The organism is Bradyrhizobium sp. USDA 4501 (assembly GCF_054062115.1).
Window position 1 is genome coordinate 4,631,137 of the sequence record NZ_JBSSEX010000001.1, and the last position, 22,278, is coordinate 4,653,414.

Below are 22,278 nucleotides of genomic sequence, written 5' to 3' on the forward strand. Positions count from 1 at the left end.
CAAGTATTGGCCGACGCCAAATCTGGCGCAATTATTAGCCACCAGCCCCAGTCTCTGCTTTCGCCCGGCCCGCGCATTCGCTAAAGGCTGCGACGATGTTTTTCTGCATACGACCATAAGGCCGAACCATGTTTCCCAAGCCGAAATCCGCGCTGGTTCCGAACACCTATGCCTTCGAATCCGAGCCGATGGTGAAGCCGACCGGGTTTCGCGAGTACGACGCGCGCTGGCTGTTCAACAAGGAAATCAACCTGATGGGCGTGCAGGCGCTGGGCATGGGGCTCGGCGCGCTGATCGCGGAGCTCGGCGTCCGCCAGGAGATCGTCACCGGTCACGATTTCCGCGGCTATTCCGCCTCGATCAAATACGCGCTGATCTCGGGCCTGATGGCGGCGGGCTGCAAGGTGCACGACATCGGGCTCGCGGTGACGCCGATGGCCTACTTCGCGCAGTTCGATCTCGACGTGCCCTGCGTTGCCATGGTCACCGCCTCGCACAACGACAATGGCTGGACCGGCGTCAAGATGGGCGCCAACCGCCCGCTCACCTTCGGTCCCGACGAGATGTCACGGCTGAAGGCAATCGTGCTCAACGCCGAATTCAACAACACGGCCGGCGGCTCCTATCAATTCCACGAGAATTATCCGGCGCGCTACATCGCCGACCTCACCAGCCGGCCGAAGCTGAAGCGCAGGCTGAAGGTCGTCGCGGCCTGCGGCAACGGCACCGCGGGCGCGTTCGCGCCGCAGGTGCTGGAGGCGATCGGTTGCGATGTGATCCCGCTCGACACCGAGCTCGATCACACCTTCCCGAAATACAATCCGAACCCCGAAGACATGGAGATGCTGCACGCGATCCGCGATGCGGTGCTGGCGCACAAGGCCGATGTCGGCCTCGGCTTCGACGGCGACGGCGACCGCTGCGGCGTGGTCGACAACACCGGCGAGGAGATCTTTGCCGACAAGGTCGGCGTCATGCTGGCGCGCGACATGTCGGCGATCAACGCCAACGCGCAGTTCGTCGTCGACGTGAAGTCGACCGGGCTGTTCGTGACCGATCCCGTCTTGCGGAAGCAGGGCGCGAAGACGGTCTACTGGAAGACCGGCCATTCCTACATGAAGCGGCGCACCAATGAGCTGGGCGCGCTCGCCGGCTTCGAGAAGTCGGGCCACTTCTTCTTCAACAAGCCGTTCGGCCGCGGTTATGACGACGGCCTGGTGTCGGCGATCGCGATCTGCGAAATGCTCGACCGCGCCCCCGGCAAGTCGATGGCCGACCTGAAGGACGCGCTGCCGAAGACCTGGTCGTCGCCGACCATGTCGCCGCATTGCGCCGACGAGGCGAAGTACGGCGTCGTCGACGCTGTCGTGAAGCACTTCGAGGCGTTGCAGCAGCAGGGCGGGAAGGTCGCGGGCCAGAACATCCGCGACCTCGTCACCGTCAATGGCGTGCGCGTCACGGTCGAGGACGGCAGCTGGGGCCTGGTGCGCGCGTCCTCGAACAAGCCGGAGCTCGTGGTCGTGGTGGAAAGCCCGGTCAGCGAGCGGCGCATGCACGACATGTTCGAGGCGATGGATGCCGTGCTGCGCACGCATCCCGAGGTCGGCGAGTATAATCAGAAGATTTGAGCTGGGTGCTCCTGGGTCGTCATTGCCGGGCTTGACCCGGCAATCCATCTCGGAAAAGCTTTCTTGAAAATCGATGGGCACGCGGGTCAAGCCAGCGTGCGACGGTCGGTGTCCGCAGCTTCACGCCGCCCGCAGCGAGGCCAGGAAGCGGTCCAGCTCGGTCTTCAGCCACTCCGATTGCGACGACAGGCCGTTGGCCGCATCGAGCAGTTGTGCGGTCGCGCTGCCGGCCTGTTCGGAGGCGCGGTTGACGTTCAGGATGCCCTTGTTGACGTCCCGCGTGCGATCGGCGGCCTGCTGCAGATTGCTGGAGATCTCGCGGGTCGCCGCGCCCTGCTGATCGACGGCGGCCGCGATCTCGCCGGAGACGTGGTCGATCTCCGCGATCGTGGTGCCGATGCTGCCGATCGCGCTGACGGCAGCACCCGTCGCGCTCTGGATGTCCTGGATCTGGGCCGAGATCTCCTCGGTCGCCCTGGCGGTCTGGTTGGCCAGTGCCTTGACCTCGCTCGCGACCACGGCGAATCCGCGGCCATGCTCGCCGGCGCGCGCCGCTTCGATGGTGGCGTTCAGGGCGAGCAGATTGGTCTGGCTGGCGATGTTCTGGATCAACGTCACCACCTCGCCGATCTTCTGCGTGCCGGCGGCAAGGCCTTCGACGACGCTGTTGGTGCGGCGTGCCTCGTCGGCGGCCTTGGCGGCGATCCGCGCCGAGCGCGTCACCTGCTCGGCGATGTTGTTGATCGAGGCCGTCAGCTCCTCGGTCGCGGACGCGACGGTTTCCACATTGCTCGAGGCCAGCGTCGATGCGGAGGCGGCGGCGGTGGCCTGGCGGATGGTTTCCGCGTTGCTGCCGTTCATCGTTGCCGAGAGGTCCTGCATCGCGCCGGCCGCCACCGCGACGGCCTCGACGACCTCGCCGATCTTGCGCTCGAAGCCGGCGGCGAGTTCGCGCCGCGCGGCATCGCGATCGTGCTTGGCGCGTTCGGCCTCGATGCGCTCGGCGTTGGCGCGCGCCTCGGCGGCACCGGCGGCCTCGGCCTCCGCCGCTTTCTGCGCCGACGTCCTGAACAGTTCGGCAAGCGTGTGCGCGAGCCAGATCAGCACGCCGGCCTCGATCAGCAGGATCACGGCGTGGAGAACGACGCGACCGAAATCGGCGCCGCCGGGATAGATCGCAGCCGGCAGGATGAAATTCAGCGTCAGGTGGTGCAGGGCAACCGCCAAAGTGCCGGCGACGATCGGCCGATAGTCGCAATAGGCGACGAGGCACGCCAGCGCGGCGAAGAAGTACATGTGCATGTCGACCTGCCAGCGGTGGCCGGCGAACTGGTAGACCAGCATCGACACGCCGGCCATCAGGGCCACGGCAACGATCAGGCGGGTTGAAACGCCATTCCCCGATACGCGCCACGACAATGTCGCGGCCAGCGCCATCGCGACCATGAAGCCAGCCGGCATCAGCCAGTCGGTGTGCAGCGTGATGCCGACGATGATCGCGATCGGAACGTGCAGCCACAGCACCACGAGCAGGATCTTGCTGGCCGTCTCGCGCAGCGCGGCCATTTCATCGCCTTCGAAGGTCATCCCCAACCCCCAGATCGTCATCCGCCCCGAAGCAGCCGGCGATCGCCTGCGGATCCATGGTCAGCAAGGCGCCGGCCTCGTACAGCCGGCTCAGCCCGCCATTGCGGTCAGGCCGCACCACCAGCAGGGCCGGGATCGCGGTCATCCGAACGATCGACGCATTGGCGGATGCGGCGGCCAGCAGCGCGCGCTCGGCGCGCCACCATGGCGGAAAGGCCACCGCCACCACGTCGCTGCCCGCACGCACCTTTAGCGACAGCGTTGCGACCGCGATCCAGCTCGCGATCAGCAATGCGGCCGCGCCCAGCCAGGCAGGCCGTCGTCTCGCTGGGATGATCTCCCCCGGCTCCATCGCAGCAGGATACCGCTGCCGGCGCTAACTTCAGGTAAATACCGAACCGGCGAACTACCTGGGAGCGTATCGACGTCTCGTGTGGGGTTGTGCGGCGGCGCTTACGCCGCGGGCACCGGCAGCGCCGTCACCGACTTGATCTTCTCCATTGCGAAGCGCGAGGTGACGTTCTTCAGCGGCACGGCACTGATCAGCTTCTTGTAGAACACGTCGTAGGCCTGCATGTCCGCGACCACGACGCGCAGCATGTAGTCGACGTCGCCGGCCATCCGGTAGAACTCCATCACCTCTGGCATGGCGCTGACGGCGTCGGCGAATTTGCGCAGCCAGGCTTCCGAATGGTCGGCGCTCTCGACCGAGACGAACACTGAAATCCCGAGCCCGATCTTGTTCTGGTCGACCAGCGCCACGCGGCGCAGGATCACGCCGTCGGCCTCCAGCCGCTGGATGCGCTTCCAGCACGGCGTCGACGAAAGGCCGACCCGGTCGCCGATCTCGGCGACGGAGAGCGACGCATCCTCCTGCAGCACGGTTAGAATCTTGCGATCGATCGCATCGAGGCGGCGGCTGTTGTCATGAAGCTGAATGGCGACATCGGTCATAGAAGAAAGTTCCATATGGAGGTTCAATATCCCTCATATAGAGAAGAATCTTCCAAATCAAGCGATTCGTGGCGGCTCAGGCTGGCTTGGCGTCGGCGTGCTGACCCAAAAACTCTTCAACTTCAGTACGTTGCGGTGCGGCATAAGCGCCCCCGAAGCGGGTGCATTTCAGCGCTGCAGCAGCCGAGGCGAAGCGGAGCGCGTCGCGCAGCGGCTGTTTCTCGGTGATGGCGAGGGCGAAGGCCCCGTGGAAGACGTCGCCGGCCCCGAGCGTGTCGACGGTATGGACCGGGAAGGCCGGGGTTTCCTCCAGCTCGCCGTTCTCGTTGAGCCAGATCGTGCCCATCGGCCCGCGGGTGCCGGCCAGGAAGGAGGGGGTGAGCTTGGCGAGCTTGTGCAGCGCCTGGCCGTCGTCGGTGACGTCGGCGGTCTCCTGCAGCGGCTCGCTGGAAAACACCAGGTGGGAGGAGGCGGTGAGCAGCCCCTCCCGCATCGACATCGCGCGGTCGACGTCGACCACCACGGGGATACCGCGCTTGACCGCCTCGGCGCAAAGCTCGGTGCAGAACGGCGCGCAGCGGCTCTCGGTCAGGATCGCCGCGCAATCCTCCAGCAAGAGTTCGGTCGGCGGCAGCTTGACCTTCCAGAGCTCCGGATCGCGGAAGGTGACGATGGTGCGTTCGCCGCTGTCGTCGATCATGATCGCCGAGATCGGGGTGACGAGGTTCGGCATGTGGATCAGATGATTGGTCTCGATGCCTTCCTGGGCGAGCTTGTCGAAGATGTAGCGGCTCGAGGTCTCCTGCGAATCGCCCATCGGTCCGCAGATCGAAGCGCGCCCGCCCAAGCGGACGATGCCGATGGCGGCGTTCAGCGCATTGCCGCCGCAGATCTCGTCGAAGTGCGTCGCGTTCTCCTTGGAGCCGCGCGCCGGAACGCTGACGCGAAAGGTCAGGTCGCGCACCGGCAGGCCGATGCAGAGGATGCGGGGCGGGACTCTCGGGGCGCCGTTCTGAAAATTCATGCGGGGATCCGTCGCAATGGTTCCGTTACTGCCAGAACTGTGTCCAGCTTTAATCGGCAGAACGATGTCCGGTTCCCGCTATTTGTCCAACGGGTTCTGGTGATGCACCCAGCGGCCGAGCAGATGATGGGCAATCGCGAACGGATGCGGGGCCGGCGAGCCCTTCGGGATGCTGGCGCTTCAGCATCAGCGACGCCTCGGCATGGTCGAACCAGCGCGCATCTTCCAGCTCGGTGCGGTCGACCACGATGTCCTCGTTGGTCGCGCGCGCGGTGCAGCCGATCATCAGCGATGACGGATAGGGCCAGGGCTGCGTCATGTAGTAATTGACGTCGGTGCAGCGGATGCCGGACTCCTCGAAAATCTCGCGCCGCACGGCGTCCTCGATGGTCTCCGCGGCCTCCACGAACCCGGCGAGGCAGGAATACATGCCGGGCATGAACTGCTTCTGCCGTCCCAACAGCACCTTATCGCCATACGTGACCAGCATGATCACCACCGGGTCGGTGCGCGGAAAGTGCTCGGCCTTGCAGCTCGGGCATTCGCGCTTCCAGCCGCCGTCCTTCATCGCCGTGCGGGTGCCGCAGTTCGGACAGAAGCCGTGGCGCTGATGCCAGGTCACCATCGATTTCGCCATCGCGATGGCCGAGAGCTGCTCGGGCGGCACCACGCCCTGCATCGCCATGCCGCGCAATTCGGTGATCGCGACGTCGGCGCGTCCGACCAGCTTCTCGGCCGCCTGCGGCGCGATCCCCATGCCGAAGATCGGCGCGGCGTTGCGCAGCCCCAGGAAGATCGTGCCGGGATTGGCGCCGTAGCTGCGGGCTTCCTCCAGCGACAGCAGCGCGCGGGCGCCGCCGTCCTCCTGCTTCACGACCAGCGAGTCGCGATAGATCACATAGGCTCTCGCCTCGCGGTGGCCTTCCAGCGCGAACAGCTTCTCGTCGTTGGTGCGCAGATGCGCGGCGCGGTCCAGCACGTGGGTGACGAAGGCCGGCTGGCCGAGCGGAAATGAATCGAATGCAGACATTGAATGTTCAACCCAACCAGATCTTGCGGCGAAGCGCGCTGATGAAATTCTGCACTTCCTCGGCGTCATGCGCCAGCGGCGGCATCACGCCCCAAACGGGACGCGGCCATGCAGCGTCGCTGGTGCGGCGCGCGATGATGTGGACGTGCAGCTGCGGGACGAGGTTGCCGAGCGCGGCGACATTCAGCTTGTCGCACTTGGTGACCTCTTTCAGGGCCCGCGAGACGCGGGTGATTTCCGTCATCAGCTGCGCTTGCGCGACCTCGTCGAGGTCGATGATCTCGACCGCGCCGTCGCGCCGCGGCACCAGCAGCAGCCACGGATAATGCGCATCCTTGATGACGAGCACCTTGCACAGCGGCAGGTCGCCGATGTCGATGGTGTCTTTCTTGAGCTGCGAATGCAGCGACCAATTGGAGGCGGGCATGGGGGGCAAATAATGCCTTTCCGTGTTCCCAGACAAGCCCCGCAAAGCCAGCCTTACAAAGCCGGGTCAGGCCGCTTGCTTTCCGGCGGTTTTGGCCCCAAATAGGGATCGGGAGATTGGCGGTGGACGAGCCACTCGCCAACCGGGTCAGGTCCGGAAGGAAGCAGCCCTAACGAGGTCCGGATCGGGTCGCTCGTCAGTCTCCTACCTGTTTTTCCGAGCGAATCGCGCTGGAATGGCGGTCTCCGCGCCCGGCGCTCGATTTTGGCTCCTATCCGCACGCCGGCTGAAGAGACAATTCCCAAGTTGCGGATCGATGCATGAATGACGCTGGCGACCCCTCCCATCCGTCCGACGGCGCAGGCAAAGGGAGCCTTGACGGCGGTTTCGATCTCGGCGGCGCGCCGGACGCCGCAAAACCCTACCGCGTTCTTGCCCGCAAATACCGCCCCTCCAGCTTCGAGGACCTGATCGGCCAGGAGGCCATGGTGCGCACCGTCTCGAACGCGTTCGAGACCGGGCGAATTCCGCAGGCCTGGATCCTCACCGGCGTCCGCGGGGTCGGCAAGACCACCACCGCGCGCATCCTCGCCCGCGCCTTGAACTACGCCAAGCCGGACGGCTCGGTGCAGGGGCCGACCATCCACATGCCGGACCTCGGCATCCACTGCCAGGCGATCATGGAAAGCCGGCACATGGACGTGCTGGAGATGGACGCCGCGTCCCACACCGGGGTCGACGATGTCCGCCAGATCAATGACAGCGTGCGCTACGCGCCGGCCAGCGCGCGCTACAAGGTCTATATCATCGACGAAGTCCACATGCTGTCGACGGCGGCCTTCAACGCCTTCCTGAAGACGCTGGAGGAGCCGCCGGAGCACGCCAAGTTCGTGTTCGCCACCACCGAAATCCGCAAGGTTCCGATCACGGTGCTGTCGCGCTGCCAGCGCTTCGATCTGCGCCGCGTCGAAGCCGACGTGCTGATGAAGCATCTCGGCAACATCGCGGCCAAGGAAGGCGTCGAGGTCGAGCCCGAGGCGCTCGGCATCATCGCGCGCGCGGCCGAGGGATCGGTGCGCGATTCGCTGTCGCTGTTCGACCAGGCGATCGCGCATGCCGCGGGCAACGTAAAGGCCGACGCGGTCAGGCAAATGCTCGGCCTCGCCGACCGCACCCGCGTGATCGACCTGTTCGAACAGCTGGCGCGCGGCGATATCGCCGCCGCCTTCGCCGAATTCCGCGCGCAATATGACGTGGGCGCCGATCCGGTCGTGGTGCTGTCCGACCTTGCCGAGTTCGTCAATTTCGTCACCCGCGTGAAGTTCGCGCCGGGGACGGCCGACAATGTCGCGTTCGGCGAGACCGAGCGGGTGCGGGCGCGCGAGTTCGCCGCCAAGCTGTCGATGCGGGTGCTGTCGCGGATGTGGCAGATGCTGCTCAAGGGCATCGCCGAGGTGCAGACCGCGACACGCCCGGCCGCTGCCGCCGAAATGGTGCTGGTGCGGATTGCCTATGTCGCCGATCTGCCGACGCCGGATGAGGCGATCCGGATGATCGAGCAGAATGGCGGTGGCGCTGCGCCCGCGACGTCGGGTTCCGCCGCGTCGTCACCGTCACGCGGCGCACCGAGCTCGGCGATGTCGGCCATGCCGTCGGCGCCGGTGCGCACGCCGCAGGCCGCGCCGCGCGGCGATCTCGCCGCGCGTCCGCAGATGGCAGCGCCGGTCGCCGATGCCGCGCCGGCGCTGCGGATATCAAGCTTTCCGCAACTGATCGCGCTCGCCGGCGAGAAGCGCGACATCATGATGAAGAGTGCGCTGGAAGCCGATGTGCGGCTGGTGCGCATCGAGGACGGCCAGCTCGAGATCGCCCTCGAGCCGAAGGCGCAGCGCGCGCTGGTCACCGATCTGTCGCGCAAGCTCGAACTATGGACCGGGCGGCGCTGGACCGTGATCATCTCCAACGAGGCCGGCCAGCCCACGGTGCGCTCGCAGAACGAACTGGCGCGCAGCGAGCACCAGCGCGCCGCCGAGGCCGATCCGCGCGTGCAGGAGGTGCTGGCGCGCTTCCCCGGCACCAAGGTGGTCGAGGTTCGCCGCCTTGCCGCCGAGGTTCCGGTTTCGGATGCGTCAGGCGAAGACCCGATTGAAACTTCCGACAGCGACGACGATTGATATTTGGCTATAGGGACGCACGCATGGCTGATTTTCTCGGCATGATGAAGCAGGCAGCGCAGCTGCAATCCAAGATGCAGGAGATGCAGGAACAGCTCGGCAATGTCGAGGTCGAAGGCATCTCCGGCGGCGGCCTGGTCACGGTGCGCATGACCGCCAAGATGGAAGTGAAGGGCATCAAGATCGATCCGTCGCTGATGAAGCCGGAGGAACGCGAGGTGCTCGAGGATCTCCTGGTCACCGCGCATGGCGATGCACGCCGCAAGGCCGAGACCGCGATGCAGGAGAAGATGATGGCGCTCACCGGCGGGCTCGGCCTGCCGCCGGGATTTGGTCCGACTTAAATGGCTGCAAGCGTTGCCGGCCCCGAGATTGAACGCCTGATCCAGTTGCTGGCGCGGCTGCCGGGCCTCGGGCCCCGTTCGGCGCGGCGCGCGGCGCTGCATCTGATCAAGAAGCGCGAAGCCCTGATGACGCCGCTGACCGCGGCGCTGCAGGTCGCGATCGACAAGATCCAGGTCTGCAAGACCTGCGGAAACATCGATACACAAAACCCCTGCACCGTGTGCACCGATCCGCGCCGCGATCCCTCGATCATCGTCGTGGTCGCTGACGTCGCCGACCTCTGGGCGCTGGAACGCGCCAATGCGACCAATGGCCGCTATCACGTGCTCGGCGCAACGCTGTCGCCGCTCGACGGCGTCGGTCCGCAGGATCTCACCATCGATCAGCTGGTGGCACGCGCGCATGCGCCTGAGGTCAGCGAGATCATTTTGGCGCTCAATGCGACCGTCGACGGCCAGACCACCGCGCATTACATCACCGACCTGTTGTCGGAGGCCAATGTGCGGGTGACGCGGCTGGCGCATGGCGTGCCGGTCGGCGGAGAGCTTGATTACCTCGATGAAGGTACGCTATCTGCAGCCATGCGGCAGCGGACGCTGTTCTAGCGCGCGATGCTGGCGCCGAGCACGCGTCAGGCGCCAAGCGATCGGTCACAATCCGAAAAGATCGCACCAAAACAAAATGGTAGGGTGGATGCCGATTCGGGGACGGTCATTCACGCTCTGACGAATCAAGATACGGAACCACTGACAATGACGGCACACCGATTCGGCGTACGCTTGTTCGGCGTACGTTTGGGCTTTGCGCTTCTGACGGCAACGTTCGCCGCGCCTTGCGCGCTCGCGCAGCAGGCCGACGCCCCGCAGAAGCCCGGCAAGATGATCCACGCCGGCGACGTGCTGTCGGGAGAGCTCGGTGTCATGAAGGTGCGTGACGCCAAGAACCGCGGCAAGCGCGTCGCGACCTACCAGATCACCAGCGAGCCGCGCCGCCTGCCGCCGCCGAACGGTCTGTGCAATCTCGAGACCGGGCCGGAAACCTTCCAGCTGATTCCGACCAACGACGCCCAGGCCGCGCAACTCAAAAGCCTCTCCGGCAAGGAAATCTCGGTGAGGGTCGACGAAGTCGCCTGCGCCAAGGACGCCGGCGAGATGAGCGAAGCCATCGTCACAAAGTGGAGCGTAGTGGCGAAGTAGGATCGTGCCTCGGTTACGGTGTCATCGCCTGGATGCGCGGGTAATGACACCGCGCTGTTTCTTGAGTTGCGACCCATCCTCATCGTCGTCCTGGCGAAGGCCAGGACCCATAATCACCGGCCTTGCTTGTCGGATGGATCGTGGCCTCGACATCGCGCAACAATTCGCATTTGGGGTAATGGGTCCTGGCTTTCGCCAGGACGACGCGCGGAGAGAGTGGTTCCGCCGCTTCCCCGCTGAATTACGGACGCCTCCGGAATACAGGGCGGATTCACCCGGTCAAGCCGGGCTACAGGCGACTAAACCCGCACCGGCCCCAGCTCGTCGAAATGCCCGCGCCGCTGCAGCCAGGCGAGCAGGATCAGGCTCGGGATCGCGACCAGCACGCAGATCACGAAGAACATCTGCCAGCCGACGGCCTTGGCGACATAACCGGCGCCTGACGACAGATAGGTGCGGCCGACCGCGGCGAGCGCCGTGAGCAGCGCGTACTGGGTCGCGGTGTGCAGCGGATTGCGGCACAGCGCCGACAGATAGGCGACGAAGATCACGGTGCCGATCGCGCTGGTGAAATTCTCCGCGGTGATCGCAAGCGCGAGCGCCCATTGATCGACGCCGACATGGGCGAGCCAGGAGAATGAGAGATTGGCGACCGCCTGCAGCACGCCGCCGATCCAGAGGCTGGTCGCGAGCGAATAGCGCCGCGCCACGAAGCCGCCGGCAAAGCCGCCGATCAGGGTCGCGGCAAGGCCGACGCCTTTCACGATCGCCGCGTAATCGACCTTGGAAAAGCCGATGTCGATCACGAACGGCGCGGTCATGGTGCCTGAAAACGCGTCGGTGAACTTGAACAGCACCACAAAGGCGAGCGCCGCGAAGGCGTCCTTGCGGCTGAGGAACTCGGAGAACGCGCCGAGCGCGGCATGTAGCACGCGTTCGGCCGCGTTCTGCGCATGCGTCGCCGCCTCCGCGCCCTTCGATTGCGTCGGCTCGGTCGCCGCAAGCGCGGTGACGATGCCGATCACGACCAGCGCGGCCATCACCACATAGCCCCACATCCAGGCCGACAGGCGCACGAGGCCAGCGGACTCGAAGCCGCTGACGATGAACAGCGCGCCTGCGGTCGAGACCAGCATGCCGACGCGGTAGGCCGCGACATAGGACGCCATGCCGGCGGCCTGCTCGCTTTCAGGCAGGCTTTCGACGCGGAAGGCATCGACCACGATGTCCTGCGTCGACGATGCGGTTGCGACCAGCAGCGCGGCGAAGGCCGCGAACCACGGCGATCGCGCCGGATCGGCCATCGCCAGCACCAGGATCGCCGCGATCAGCAGCAGCTGCGAGAACAGCAGCCAGCCGCGGCGGCGGCCGAACATCTGCGTGAACAGCGGAACATGCAGCGCGTCGACCAGCGGCGCCCAGAGGAATTTCAGCGTGTAGGGCGTGCCGATCAGCGCCAGCAGCCCGATGGTGCCGAGATCGACCCCGGCCTCCTTCATCCAGACCTGCAGCGTCGAGCCCGACAGTGCCAGCGGCAGCCCCGAGGAGAAGCCCAGCAGCAGCACGATCAGCACCCGCGGCTGCAGATACACCGCAAAACTGTCGCGCCAGGAGGTGGCGGCGGGGGGATTCTTTTCCGATTGGGTCGCGGTCACTTCGGGCGCGGTCATGTCCCTCTGTTAGCAGATTCGACCGCAGCTGCCTTGGCTCCCTCTCCCCGCTCTTTCGCGGGGAGAGGGTTGGGGTGAGGGGCTTTCTCAGCGAATTATGACGGGTGCAATGTGCGGAAGCTCCCCCTCACCCGAAATTCGCGCGATGCGCGAATTTCGACCTCTCCCCGCAAGCGGGGCGAGGTGGCTACTCCCCTGCCTGCAGCTTGCGCGGGGCGGGGAACAGGTCGGGGGCGGGCTTGACGAAGCGGGGGACCTCGATCGGGGTCTCGGACTTGCTGAAGTCGAGTTCCTCGATCCGGCCGGCGCGTTTCTCGATCTTGTCGGCGGAGATCAGGATCTGCCTGACGTCCTCGTTCACCTGGCCGAAATGGGTCTGCAGCTTGAGCACGCGATCGCGCAGGCGGCCGAGGTCGTCGCCGAGATGCATCACCTCGTTGCGGATCTGGTCGGCGGCGTCGCGGATGCGGGCGTCCTTCAGGATCTGCTGCATCACCTGGATCGCCAGCATCAAGAGCGAGGGCGATACCAGCACGACGCGCGCGCGATAGGCCTTCTGGATCACGTCGTCGAAGCCGTCATGGATCTCGGCATAGACCGATTCCGACGGCACGAACATCAGCGCGGTGTCCTGGGTCTCGCCAGGGATCAGGTACTTCTCCGCGATGTCGCTGACATGCTTCAGCACGTCGGCGCGCAGCCGCTGGCTGGCGAATTTGCGCTCCTCGTCGCTGCGCGCATCGTGCAGCGCGGTCATGGCCTCGAGCGGGAATTTCGCGTCGATGCAGAGCGGGCGCTGGTCGGGCAGAAACACCACGCAGTCCGGCCGCTTGCCCGACGTCAGCGTGTACTGGAACTCGAACGAGCCCTTCGGCATGCCGTCCTGGACGATCGCCTCCATCCGCGCCTGGCCGAAGGCGCCGCGCGATTGCTTGTTGGCGAGCACGTCGCGCAGCGTCGTCACCTGGGTGGTGAGCTCGTTGAGGTTCTTGTGGGCGTGGTCGATGATGCCGAGCCGCTCGTGCAGCACGCGCAGCGAATCCATCGTGTTGCGGGTCGATTGCTCCATCGACTGGCCGACCCGGTGGGTCACCGAATCGAGCCGCTCGTTGACGGCGCGGGCCATCTCGGCCTGGCGGCCGGCCAGTGCCTGCGCCATAGTATCAACCTTGGCATCGACCCGCCCGGAGGATTCGCTCTGGGCCCGCAGCATGTCGGCGAGGCGCTCCTCCAGTTCGTCGGCGCGGATGGCCTGGGCCATTGCGAGTTCCGCGCCGCGCTGGCTGGCGCGTGCGATCACCAGCGCAATGGCGAACAACAGGATCAGCGCCAGCGCCCCAAGGCCGATCAAGGCGTCGGAGACACGGACGGGAAGGTCGCCAATCGTGAGGAGAATCTCGTTCATGCCGGCAGTTGTAGCCGATTCGCGGCCCGGCGCGAACGAAGAGGGAACGCTTATGGGAAATGCATCCCTGATTTTCCGGGTTAATGCGGAGTGAAGAAACGTGGTTAACGTTGTCCTAACGGGTTCCTGAGCGCATTGACCCCATGAAGTCAGCAGCTTAAATCGCCGCCATGGCATTAAGAGAAATTATCATCCTGCCGGACAAGCAGTTGCGGCTGGTGTCGAAACCGATCGAGAAGGTGACGCCGGAGATCCGCAAGCTGGCCGACGACATGCTCGAGACCATGTATGACGCGCCCGGCATTGGGCTGGCGGCGATCCAGGTCGCGCAGCCGCTGCGGCTGATCACCATGGACCTCGCCAAGCGCGACGAGAACGGCGAGACCACGGCGAAGCCGCGCGTCTTCATCAATCCGGAGATCATTGCGCGTTCGGAGGAGCTGTCGGTTTACGAAGAGGGCTGCCTGTCGATCCCCGAATATTACGAGGAGGTCGAGCGGCCGGCGCGGGTACGCGTGCGATTCACCGATCTCGACGGCACGGTGCATGAGGAGGATGCGGAAGGGCTCTACGCCACCTGCATCCAGCACGAAATCGATCATCTCAACGGCGTGCTGTTCGTGGATTATCTGTCGAAACTGAAGCGCGACCGCGTGTTCAAGAAATTCGAGAAGGCCGCCAAGCGCGCGGCGGAGTAGGCGCGGTCGCTTTCCCGGACGCGTCATGGCCGGGCTTGACCCGGCCATCCACGTCTTGCTTCGCTGTCGCCGAAAACGTGGATGCCCGGGGCTTCTTGTGCGAAGACGCGCTTCGCGCTTAAGCACTCCAACTGCTACCGAGCCTGTCTAATGCCTCTCCGCCTGATCTTCATGGGCACGCCCGATTTCGCGGTGCCGACGCTGCTGGAGCTCGTAGCCCATGGCCATGAGGTCGTGGCGGTCTACACCCGCGGGCCGAAGCCGGGCGGGCGGCGCGGCCTGCAATTGCAGCCGACGCCGGTCGAGCAGGAGGCGCGCCGCCTCGGCATTCCCGTGCTGACGCCGAAGACCCTCAAAACGCCGGAAGCACTCGAGGAGTTTCGCGCGCATGACGCAGACGCCGCCGTCGTCGTCGCCTATGGCATGATCCTGCCGCAGGCCATTCTCGACGCGCCGAAGCTCGGCTGCTTCAACCTGCATGCCTCGTTGCTGCCGCGCTGGCGCGGCGCCGCGCCGATCAACCGCGCCATCATGGCGGGCGATGCCGAGAGCGGCGTGATGGTGATGAAGATGGATGTCGGCCTCGACACCGGCGACGTCGCGATGGCCGAGCGGTTGCCGATCACGGACAGTATGACGGCATCCGATCTGCACGACGCGCTGGCGCCGCTCGGTGCCGACCTGATGGTGCGCGCGATGGCGGCGCTCGGGCGCGGCGGCTTGCAACTGACGAAGCAGAGCGCGGACGGCGTCACCTATGCGGCCAAGATCGAGAAGGCCGAGGCGCGGATCGACTGGACACAGCCGGCGCATATGGTGCTGCGGCACATTCACGGGCTCTCGCCGTTTCCCGGCGCCTGGTGCGAGCTTGCCGGCGAAGGCGAGCCGGTGCGGCTGAAGATCCTGCGCTGCGAGCTGGCGAAAGGCTCGGGCGCACCGGGCGCTGTGCTCGACGACAACTTCGCGATCGCCTGCGGCGACGGCGCGATCCGGATCCTCGAACTGCAGCGCGCCGGCAAGGCGCCGATGAAGGCAGCGGACTTCTTGCGCGGCACGCCGCTGAAGCCCGGCGCAAAGGTGTCCTGAGATTTTCATGCGCGGGCTTGACCCGCGCATCCATCTCGAAAAGAAGCTTGTCCCGAAGACGATGGATTGCCGGGTCAAGCCCGGCAATGACGGCCAAACCAGATTGAATGATGCCCCGCTACAAGCTCACCATCGAATATGACGGCACGCCGTTCTCCGGCTGGCAGATCCAGGACACCGCGCCGACCGTGCAGGGCGCGCTGGAGGCGGCGGTCAAGGCGATCTGCGGCGAGGACGTGCGCGTCCACGGCGCAGGGCGTACCGATGCCGGAGTGCATGCGCGCGGCCAGGTCGCGCATTGCGACATCGCCAAGCATTTTCCGCCCGGCCGCTTTCGCGACGGGCTGAATGCGCATCTGCGGCCCAATCCGATCGGCGTGCTCGCGGCTGACATCGTGCCCGACGATTTCGAGGCGCGGTTCTCCGCGACCAGGCGGCACTATCTCTATCGCATCACCAACACGCGCGCGAACCTCGCGCTCGACATCGGCCGCGTCTGGCGCGTGCCGCGCGCGCTCGATGCTGACGCGATGCACGCCGCCGCGCAGCGCCTGCTCGGCAAGCACGATTTCACCACCTTCCGCGACACCGAGTGCCAGGCCAAATCGCCGGAGAAGACGCTCGATCAGCTCGACGTCACCCGTGATGGCGCCGCCATCAACATCGTGACGTCGGCGCGCTCGTTCCTGCACAGCCAGGTGCGCTCGATGGTGGGCTCGCTGGTCTGGGTCGGCGAGGGTCGCTGGAGCGCCGACGATCTTGCCGGTGCGCTCGCCGCCCGCAACCGCGCCGCCTGCGGCCCCGTGGCGCCGCCGGACGGGCTCTACCTGATGCGGGTGGATTACTAGGCGGTGTGAATGATCTTGTAGGGTGTGAGCCTACCCGAAATACCACGCTGTATCTGGTGCAGGTGGATGACTGGTAGCCCCAACCCCTACTGTGCATGGGGTTGTTTTCGATGTTTTTGTCCAGCCGGGCGGCTGGCCTACCCGAAATATCGCTCCAGCACGCCGCGATAGATCTTCGTCAGCTTCTCCAGATCAGCCACCGGCGTGCGCTCGTCGACCTGGTGCATGGTCTGACCGACCAGGCCGAATTCGATCACCGGGCAATAGCTCGAGATGAAGCGCGCATCCGAGGTGCCGCCGGAGGTCGATAGCTCCGGCCTGCGGCCGGTGACCTCCTCGATCGCGGCGACCGCGAGGTCGGTGAACGGGCCGGGCTGGGTGACGAACACGTTCGAGTTCGAGGGTTGCCAATCGATATGGGCGCGGATCCGATTGCCGCAGGCTTTCGCCAGCCGCTCATCGACGATCTGCCGCAGGCTCTCCTGGGTGTGGTTGTCGTTGTAGCGGATGTTGAACTTCGCCCGTGCCTGGCCGGGGATCACGTTGGTCGCGGTGTTGCCGACATCGACGGTGGTGAATTCGAGGTTGCTGGCCTGGAACTGCGCGCTGCCGTGATCGAGCGGCTCGTCGCTCAGCGCCACGATCAGCCGCGAGATATCAGGCACCGGATTGGAGGCGCGGTGCGGATAGGCGACGTGGCCCTGCACGCCCTCGACGACAAGCGTGCCGGACTGCGAGCCGCGCCGGCCGATCTTGATCATGTCGCCCAGCACCTCGACATTCGAGGGCTCGCCGAGCACGCAATGATCGAATGTCTCGCCACGCTCGGCGCACCATTTCAACAGCTTGACGGTGCCGTTGATCGAGACGTCTTCCTCATCGCCGGTGATCAGGAAGGAGATCGAGCCGTTGCCATTCTCTTGTGGCTTGCCGCCGTGGTCCTGCAGATATTGCAGCACCGCGGCGACGCTGCAGGCGATACCGCCCTTCATGTCGACGGCGCCGCGGCCATAGAGATAACCGTCCTTCACCTCGCCGGAGAACGCGCCGAGCGTCCACGCGGCTTCATCGCCAGGCGGCACGACGTCGGTGTGGCCGGCGAAGGTGATATGCGGCGCCGAGGTGCCGATGCGCGCATAGAGGTTGTCGATATCGGCGGTGCCGGGCTCGGAGAAGGTCACGCGGTGGACTTCGAAGCCTGCGGCTTTCAGCAGGTTTTCGAGCACGCCAAGCGCGCCGGCGTCGGCCGGGGTGACGGAGGGGCAGCGAACGAGATCGCGGGTAATCGAGACGGCATCACTCATGCGCCTCGCTTAACACGTCACACGGCGGGTGGACCAGCTTTGTGCGGCACGATATCGAGCTCGCTCTGCTGATCCCAGCCGCGCGCGGAGCGCGACCCGCTGTCGCGGCCTTGCCGCACATGGGTTTTCCCAAGCGGATTGGGGCCGTAGCGATTGGGGTAGCTGGTGCCGCGCAGAAAGGCGAGCTCGACGAAGCCCCAGACATAAAGCACGAAGACGATCAGGCCCGCGGCCGTCACCCAATAGGATTCATCGGGGAGCCGGTCCGAGAACTGGCTCATGAGACCCGGGATCGCGAAGAACGGGACCATCCACCAGCCGCTCTTGTCGCGGTCGTGCAGTCGCTTGATCGAGACAGCGACATAGACCCAAACGAACAAGAACGTTCCGCAGGCCTTGACCAGCAATGCCGGCAATCCGGCCCAGCTCAGCGATTTGTAGCTGTCGGGGTCGAAGGCCCGGAAGATGTCGTCGACATTGAAGCTGAACCCGTTCTTGCCGCCGAGGCCGGCCGAGACCGCGAGTAAAGCTAGGAACATCATCCAGCAGACGATGATCAGCCCTGCGAGCCAGAATTTGGCCCGGTTGACGCGGCCCTTGAAGCCGAACAGGTAGTTGGCCCAGTCCATGAAAATAAGCTCCGGGCTGCGGCAATTCTTCGCAGCCCGGAGATATGTCGGCGTCGGATCGAAATTGGTTCGATCAGTCCAGACCCGTCGTCCTGAGGTGCGAGCCTTGCGGCGCAATTGCGCCGCTGGGCGAGCCTCGAAGGATGCACGGCCCCGCTGGTGGCCGTCGACCCTTCGAGACGCCTGCTTCGCAGGCTCCTCAGGGTGACGGTGATGGACTGATCTCGCGGCGGAAAAGCGATCAATCCCGCAGCAGCTCGTTGATGCTGGTCTTGGCGCGGGTGCGCTCGTCGACGCGCTTGACGATCACGGCGCAGGCGGTGGCAGGTCCCGGCTGGCCGTTCTTCAGCGGCTTGGCCGGCAGGGTGCCGGGCACCACGACGGCATATTCCGGGACCTCGCCGACGAAGATTTCGCCGGTCTCGCGGTCGACGATCTTGGTCGAGGCGCCGAGGAACACGCCCATCGACAGCACCGCGCCCTTGCGCACGATCACGCCCTCGGCGACCTCCGAGCGCGCGCCGATGAAGCAGTCGTCCTCGACGATCACGGGCTCGGCCTGCAGCGGCTCGAGCACACCGCCGATGCCGACGCCGCCGGAGATGTGCACGCGCTTGCCGATCTGGGCGCAGGAGCCGACCGTCGACCAGGTGTCGATCATGGTGGCTTCATCGACATAGGCGCCGAGATTGACGAAGGAGGGCATCAGCACGACGTTGCGGGCGATGAAGGCCGAGCGGCGCACAATCGCGCCCGGCACGGCGCGGAAGCCGGCGTCGCGGAAACGGTTCTCGCCCCAGCCCTCGAACTTCGACGGCACCTTGTCCCACCACGATGCCTTGCCCGGGCCACCCGCGATCTGACCCATGTCGTTGAGGCGGAACGACAGCAGCACGGCCTTCTTCAGCCACTGATTGACCTTCCACTTGCCGCTCGTCTCGCGCTCGGCGACACGGGCCTCGCCCTTGTCGAGCAGCTCCAGCGCGTGGTCGACCGCCTCGCGGACCTCGCCCTTGGTCGAGGTCGAAATGCCTTCGCGGGCGTCGAACGCGGTGTTGACGGTGGTTTCGAGGGCGGACAGCGACATCGGGACAATCCTTGGCGTATCGGGGATTATGACGGGATTTTGCGGGGCTTTTTCGGAATTTGGGGCCGCGGAGTCAAGGCAAACTCCTCCGTCGCCGAGTGGTCTCTCTTCCGTCGTCTCCGTCGTCTCCGTCGTCCCGGCCTTCGCCGGGACGACACCTGTTGAGAGGCTACGGCTTCAGCTGCTGCAGGAAGCCGGTGAGATCGTCCGTGACATGGTCGACATGGTCGGCGTCGCGGCCTTCGAGCTCCCAGGTCTCGCGCCCACCTCCTGGCTGCCGTCGGGCACGACCAGCACGGTGGTCATGCCGAGCTCATGCGGCACCACGAGGTTGCGCGCGAGGTCCTCGAACATCGCAGCCCTCGCCGGATCGACGTCGTGGAGCCTGAGGAACTTCTGGTAGGTCTGCGGTGCCGGCTTCGGCTCGAGATCGGCGGCGATGATGTCGAACACGCCGTCGAAATGGTTGCCGATGCCGAGCCGGCCCAGCACCGCATCGACATGGTCGACCGAGCCGTTGGTCAGGATCAGCTTGCGCCCCGGCAGTTTTGCGATCGCGGCTCCCATCGCCGGATTCGGCTGCAGCGGCGAGTGGTCGATCTTGTGCACATAGGCGAGATAGTCGTCGGCCTGCACGCCGTGCTCGGTCATCATACCGCGCATCGTGGTGCCGTAGCGCAGGTAGTAGTCCTTCTGCAGCCGCCGTGCTTCCTCGGCAGAGATCTTCAGCCAGTTGCTGACGAACTCGCCGATCCGCGCATCGACCTGCTGCCACAGGTTGACGTGATGCGGGTACAGCGTGTTGTCGAGGTCGAACACCCAGGTCTCGACATGGCTGAAGCTGCGGGGAGTTTTAGTCATGGCTTTCTCCGCGTGTCGGCGCGATCGCCCAGTCTTCCGCCGTCGTCCTGGCGAAAGCCAGGACCCATACTGCGGAATCTATCAATGTGGCACGGTGCTCGTCGTTCTTCGCCAAACGCAGTCTTGTGGTAATGGGTCCTGGCCTTCGCCAGGACGACATCGATGTTTGCGGCCTCATTATCTTCATCACGGCATCGCAAAGCGCAGCGTCTTGCCGCCGCTGGTCATGTCGACGGTGGTGAAGCCGAGTGCGGCGAGGCCGCGGGTGCTGCAGTCGCCCTGTTCGTTGATCTCGAACTTGCTTTCGCGGGTGCAGAGCTGGACCCCGCCGCCCCAGTTCAGCGGCTTGTCCCTGATGCGGATGGCCCGGTTGTCGTTGTCGACCGCTTCAGCAAACGAATAGATCTGCTTCGGCGTGCCTGACACGTCCGGATGCAGGCACTTGCCGGGGTCGATGCGATACCAGCCGCGGCTGGTCACCACCTTGCCGTCGTCGGTTGCAACCGCGGCCATCACCTTGTGCGGCGTGTCGTTGCACCAGGTCAGCCCCGATGGCGACGGCTTCTGCACGGCATCGATCATGGTGGCGAAGAAATTCGGCGACTGCACGATGTCGCTGGCGAGCCCGCGACTCCTGAGGAATGCCGCCAGCGCACTCTGGGTCTTCGGCCCGTCGACGCCGTCGATCGGCGCGGCATCGTAGCCCGCGATCACCAAGAGGCGCTGGATGCCGGCGAGGCGCGCCTGCTCGTCGTCATATTCGCTGTCTTCGGCGAGATAGGCGACCAGATGGCCGTCGTCGGTCTTGGTCGGCGTGATCTGGGTGAATTGCGCGGGCATCTGGCCGGAACGGCATTGTCGCGCGGCGGCGATCACGAAATTGTCCTGCGCCACGCAGAGCGTGTCGGTGCCGTTCTGCGGGATCGGCGAGGCGCCGTAGACGCCGAGCGCCCGCGCATTGAGCAGCACGCGGTCGGCGGTGAGCGCGCCCTGCACCACGACCCGGCAGGTCGCGGGATCGATGCGGAACCAGCCGCGTGTCGCGGTCGCGGCCTTGTCGTCGATGCCGATCGCGGCCTCGATCACATAGCTCATGCGGTTGCAGAGCTTGAGATCGGCATGCGCCGGCGCCGACGAGAACAGGAACGACACCAGCGCGGCGGGCAGCGCCATCGCGAGCCGCGCCGGCAGCGACCGGCGAGGAATCCTCGCCGTGTGTCCCGCGTCTGCCATTACTTGTGGATCAGCGTGCCGGTGCCCTGGTTGGTGAAGAGCTCGAGCAGCACCGCGTGCTGCGTCTTGCCGTCGATGATCACGACGCCCTGCACGCCCTGTTCGAGCGCGTAAATGCAGGTCTCGACCTTCGGGATCATGCCGCCGGAAATCGTGCCGTCGGCGATCAGCTTGCGGGCTTCCTTGATCGACAGGTCCGGAATCAGCTTCTTGGACTTGTCGAGCACGCCCGGCACGTCGGTCAGCAGCAGCAGGCGCTTGGCCTTCAGCGCGCCCGCGATCGCGCCGGCGAAGGTGTCGGCGTTGATGTTCAGGGTCTGGCCGTCCTGCGAGGTCGCGAGCGGCGCCAGCACCGGGATCAGCTCATAGCCGATCAGCTGATTGAGCAGCGTGAGGTCGACCTTTTCGGGATCGCCGACGAAGCCGAGATCGATGGCCTTCTCGATGTTGGAATCCGGATCGACCATGGTGCGCGTCGTCTTCGACGCCTTCACCATGTTGCCGTCCTTGCCGGAGAGGCCTACGGCCTTGCCGCCCGCCTCGTTGATGTAGCCGACGATCTGCTTGTTGACCGAGCCCGCCAGTACCATCTCGACGATCTCGATGGTCGCGGCGTCGGTGATGCGCAGGCCCGCGGCGAATTCCGACTGGATGCCGAGGCGCTTCAGCATGGTCGCGATCTGCGGCCCACCGCCATGCACGACCACCGGATTGATCGCGGTCTGCTCGAGCAGCACGATGTCGCGCGCGAACGCCTTCGCGGTGTCCTCGGCGCCCATGGCATGGCCGCCATATTTGATGACGATGGTTTCCTCGTCATATTCCTGCATGTGCGGCAGCGCCTCGGACAGGATGCGGGCCTGATCGAGCGGGCTGATGTGCTGGTCGGTCATGGGGCTGGTCTCGTCGTCAGCGGAGGGGTGGCGCGGTTCTATCTGATTGGCGGGCAGGGCGCAAAGCGGTCTTGACCCTCTCCCCTTGTGGGAGAGGGTGGCTTCGATGCGGCGGCATCGAAGCCGGGTGAGGGGTCTGTCTCCGCGGATAGAGACCCCTCATCCGGCGCGGATTGCATCCGCGCCACCTTCTCCCACA

The 22,278-nt window shown here is 65.5% G+C and carries 20 protein-coding genes, 1 other RNA gene and 2 pseudogenes; 9 read left to right on the forward strand and 14 right to left on the reverse strand.

Annotation, left to right across the window (positions count from 1 at the left end; translation table 11 throughout):
• Positions 1 to 128 precede the first annotated feature (128 nt).
• A complete protein-coding gene (locus ACVWZM_RS21150; RefSeq protein WP_456854570.1) occupies positions 129 to 1,628 on the forward strand; it encodes a phosphomannomutase/phosphoglucomutase in 1,500 nt (499 codons plus the stop codon).
• A gap of 120 nt (positions 1,629 to 1,748) precedes the next feature.
• On the opposite strand, the gene ACVWZM_RS21155 is transcribed toward ACVWZM_RS21150, so the two are convergent.
• The 6 genes and pseudogenes from ACVWZM_RS21155 to ACVWZM_RS21180 all read right to left on the reverse strand — a co-directional run bounded on the left by ACVWZM_RS21155 (position 1,749) and on the right by ACVWZM_RS21180 (position 6,650).
• Complete coding sequence (locus ACVWZM_RS21155; RefSeq protein WP_456854572.1) at positions 1,749 to 3,215, reverse strand: methyl-accepting chemotaxis protein; 1,467 nt, start codon at positions 3,213 to 3,215, stop codon at positions 1,749 to 1,751.
• Positions 3,196 to 3,507 (reverse strand): hypothetical protein, encoded by a 312-nt coding sequence (locus tag ACVWZM_RS21160; RefSeq protein ID WP_456854574.1) that lies wholly within the window; start codon positions 3,505 to 3,507, stop codon positions 3,196 to 3,198. Before ACVWZM_RS21160 ends, ACVWZM_RS21155 begins: the two co-directional genes overlap by 20 nt.
• A gap of 161 nt (positions 3,508 to 3,668) precedes the next feature.
• Positions 3,669 to 4,169: an Lrp/AsnC family transcriptional regulator gene (locus ACVWZM_RS21165; RefSeq protein WP_016848075.1), complete on the reverse strand. Its 501-nt coding sequence runs from the start codon at positions 4,167 to 4,169 to the stop codon at positions 3,669 to 3,671.
• 76 nt (positions 4,170 to 4,245) lie between these two features.
• Complete coding sequence (locus ACVWZM_RS21170) at positions 4,246 to 5,193, reverse strand: sugar kinase (RefSeq protein WP_456854576.1); 948 nt, start codon at positions 5,191 to 5,193, stop codon at positions 4,246 to 4,248.
• Positions 5,194 to 5,271: 78 nt separating this feature from the next.
• Positions 5,272 to 6,223 (reverse strand): annotated as a pseudogene (gene nudC / locus ACVWZM_RS21175) (NAD(+) diphosphatase).
• Positions 6,224 to 6,230: 7 nt separating this feature from the next.
• Positions 6,231 to 6,650: an HIT domain-containing protein gene (locus tag ACVWZM_RS21180; RefSeq protein WP_253588645.1), complete on the reverse strand. Its 420-nt coding sequence runs from the start codon at positions 6,648 to 6,650 to the stop codon at positions 6,231 to 6,233.
• Positions 6,651 to 6,761: 111 nt separating this feature from the next.
• Between ACVWZM_RS21180 and ffs the strand changes: the two genes are divergently transcribed.
• The 5 genes from ffs (at position 6,762) to ACVWZM_RS21205 (ending at position 10,365) form a co-directional block, all read left to right on the forward strand.
• Positions 6,762 to 6,858: signal recognition particle sRNA small type (ffs, locus tag ACVWZM_RS21185), an RNA gene on the forward strand.
• Positions 6,859 to 6,970: 112 nt separating this feature from the next.
• A complete protein-coding gene (locus tag ACVWZM_RS21190; protein WP_456854578.1) occupies positions 6,971 to 8,824 on the forward strand; it encodes a DNA polymerase III subunit gamma/tau in 1,854 nt (617 codons plus the stop codon).
• 23 nt (positions 8,825 to 8,847) lie between these two features.
• The gene (locus ACVWZM_RS21195) at positions 8,848 to 9,168 is read left to right on the forward strand and encodes a YbaB/EbfC family nucleoid-associated protein (protein ID WP_028335943.1); all 321 of its coding nucleotides are present in this window, start codon (positions 8,848 to 8,850) and stop codon (positions 9,166 to 9,168) included.
• Positions 9,169 to 9,774: a recombination mediator RecR gene (gene recR, locus ACVWZM_RS21200; RefSeq protein ID WP_028335942.1), complete on the forward strand. Its 606-nt coding sequence runs from the start codon at positions 9,169 to 9,171 to the stop codon at positions 9,772 to 9,774.
• A gap of 147 nt (positions 9,775 to 9,921) precedes the next feature.
• Positions 9,922 to 10,365, forward strand: coding sequence for a hypothetical protein (locus tag ACVWZM_RS21205; RefSeq protein ID WP_456854580.1), 444 nt, complete (start codon positions 9,922 to 9,924; stop codon positions 10,363 to 10,365).
• A 299-nt stretch (positions 10,366 to 10,664) separates the two neighbouring features.
• Here ACVWZM_RS21205 and ACVWZM_RS21210 read toward each other — a convergent pair whose 3' ends face one another.
• Both ACVWZM_RS21210 and ACVWZM_RS21215 read right to left on the reverse strand, forming a co-directional pair.
• Positions 10,665 to 12,035, reverse strand: a complete 1,371-nt coding sequence (locus ACVWZM_RS21210) for an AmpG family muropeptide MFS transporter (RefSeq protein WP_229192583.1) — start codon at positions 12,033 to 12,035, stop codon at positions 10,665 to 10,667.
• Positions 12,036 to 12,222: 187 nt separating this feature from the next.
• Positions 12,223 to 13,440 (reverse strand): DNA recombination protein RmuC, encoded by a 1,218-nt coding sequence (locus tag ACVWZM_RS21215; protein WP_456854581.1) that lies wholly within the window; start codon positions 13,438 to 13,440, stop codon positions 12,223 to 12,225.
• A gap of 170 nt (positions 13,441 to 13,610) precedes the next feature.
• Between ACVWZM_RS21215 and def the strand changes: the two genes are divergently transcribed.
• The 3 genes from def (at position 13,611) to truA (ending at position 16,072) form a co-directional block, all read left to right on the forward strand.
• A complete protein-coding gene (gene def / locus ACVWZM_RS21220; RefSeq protein ID WP_038385628.1) occupies positions 13,611 to 14,138 on the forward strand; it encodes a peptide deformylase in 528 nt (175 codons plus the stop codon).
• A 150-nt stretch (positions 14,139 to 14,288) separates the two neighbouring features.
• Complete coding sequence (fmt, locus tag ACVWZM_RS21225) at positions 14,289 to 15,224, forward strand: methionyl-tRNA formyltransferase (protein ID WP_456854583.1); 936 nt, start codon at positions 14,289 to 14,291, stop codon at positions 15,222 to 15,224.
• Between the two features lie 110 nt (positions 15,225 to 15,334).
• Complete coding sequence (truA, locus tag ACVWZM_RS21230) at positions 15,335 to 16,072, forward strand: tRNA pseudouridine(38-40) synthase TruA (protein WP_057018975.1); 738 nt, start codon at positions 15,335 to 15,337, stop codon at positions 16,070 to 16,072.
• A 137-nt stretch (positions 16,073 to 16,209) separates the two neighbouring features.
• Here truA and dapE read toward each other — a convergent pair whose 3' ends face one another.
• The 6 genes and pseudogenes from dapE to argB form a co-directional block, all read right to left on the reverse strand.
• Positions 16,210 to 17,376 carry a succinyl-diaminopimelate desuccinylase gene (dapE, locus tag ACVWZM_RS21235; RefSeq protein ID WP_057018974.1) on the reverse strand — a complete coding sequence of 389 codons (1,167 nt, stop codon included), beginning with the start codon at positions 17,374 to 17,376 and terminating at the stop codon, positions 16,210 to 16,212.
• Positions 17,377 to 17,393: 17 nt separating this feature from the next.
• Positions 17,394 to 18,005 carry a DUF805 domain-containing protein gene (locus ACVWZM_RS21240; RefSeq protein WP_229192578.1) on the reverse strand — a complete coding sequence of 204 codons (612 nt, stop codon included), beginning with the start codon at positions 18,003 to 18,005 and terminating at the stop codon, positions 17,394 to 17,396.
• 241 nt (positions 18,006 to 18,246) lie between these two features.
• Positions 18,247 to 19,092 carry a 2,3,4,5-tetrahydropyridine-2,6-dicarboxylate N-succinyltransferase gene (gene dapD / locus ACVWZM_RS21245; protein WP_028335932.1) on the reverse strand — a complete coding sequence of 282 codons (846 nt, stop codon included), beginning with the start codon at positions 19,090 to 19,092 and terminating at the stop codon, positions 18,247 to 18,249.
• Between the two features lie 169 nt (positions 19,093 to 19,261).
• Positions 19,262 to 19,953, reverse strand: a pseudogene (locus ACVWZM_RS21250) (pyrimidine 5'-nucleotidase).
• 186 nt (positions 19,954 to 20,139) lie between these two features.
• Entirely contained in the window at positions 20,140 to 21,126 is a 987-nt protein-coding gene (locus tag ACVWZM_RS21255; protein WP_456815294.1) for a DUF1036 domain-containing protein, read from the reverse strand.
• Positions 21,127 to 21,185: 59 nt separating this feature from the next.
• Positions 21,186 to 22,079, reverse strand: coding sequence for an acetylglutamate kinase (argB, locus tag ACVWZM_RS21260; protein ID WP_016848093.1), 894 nt, complete (start codon positions 22,077 to 22,079; stop codon positions 21,186 to 21,188).
• Between the last annotated feature and the right edge of the window lie 199 nt (positions 22,080 to 22,278).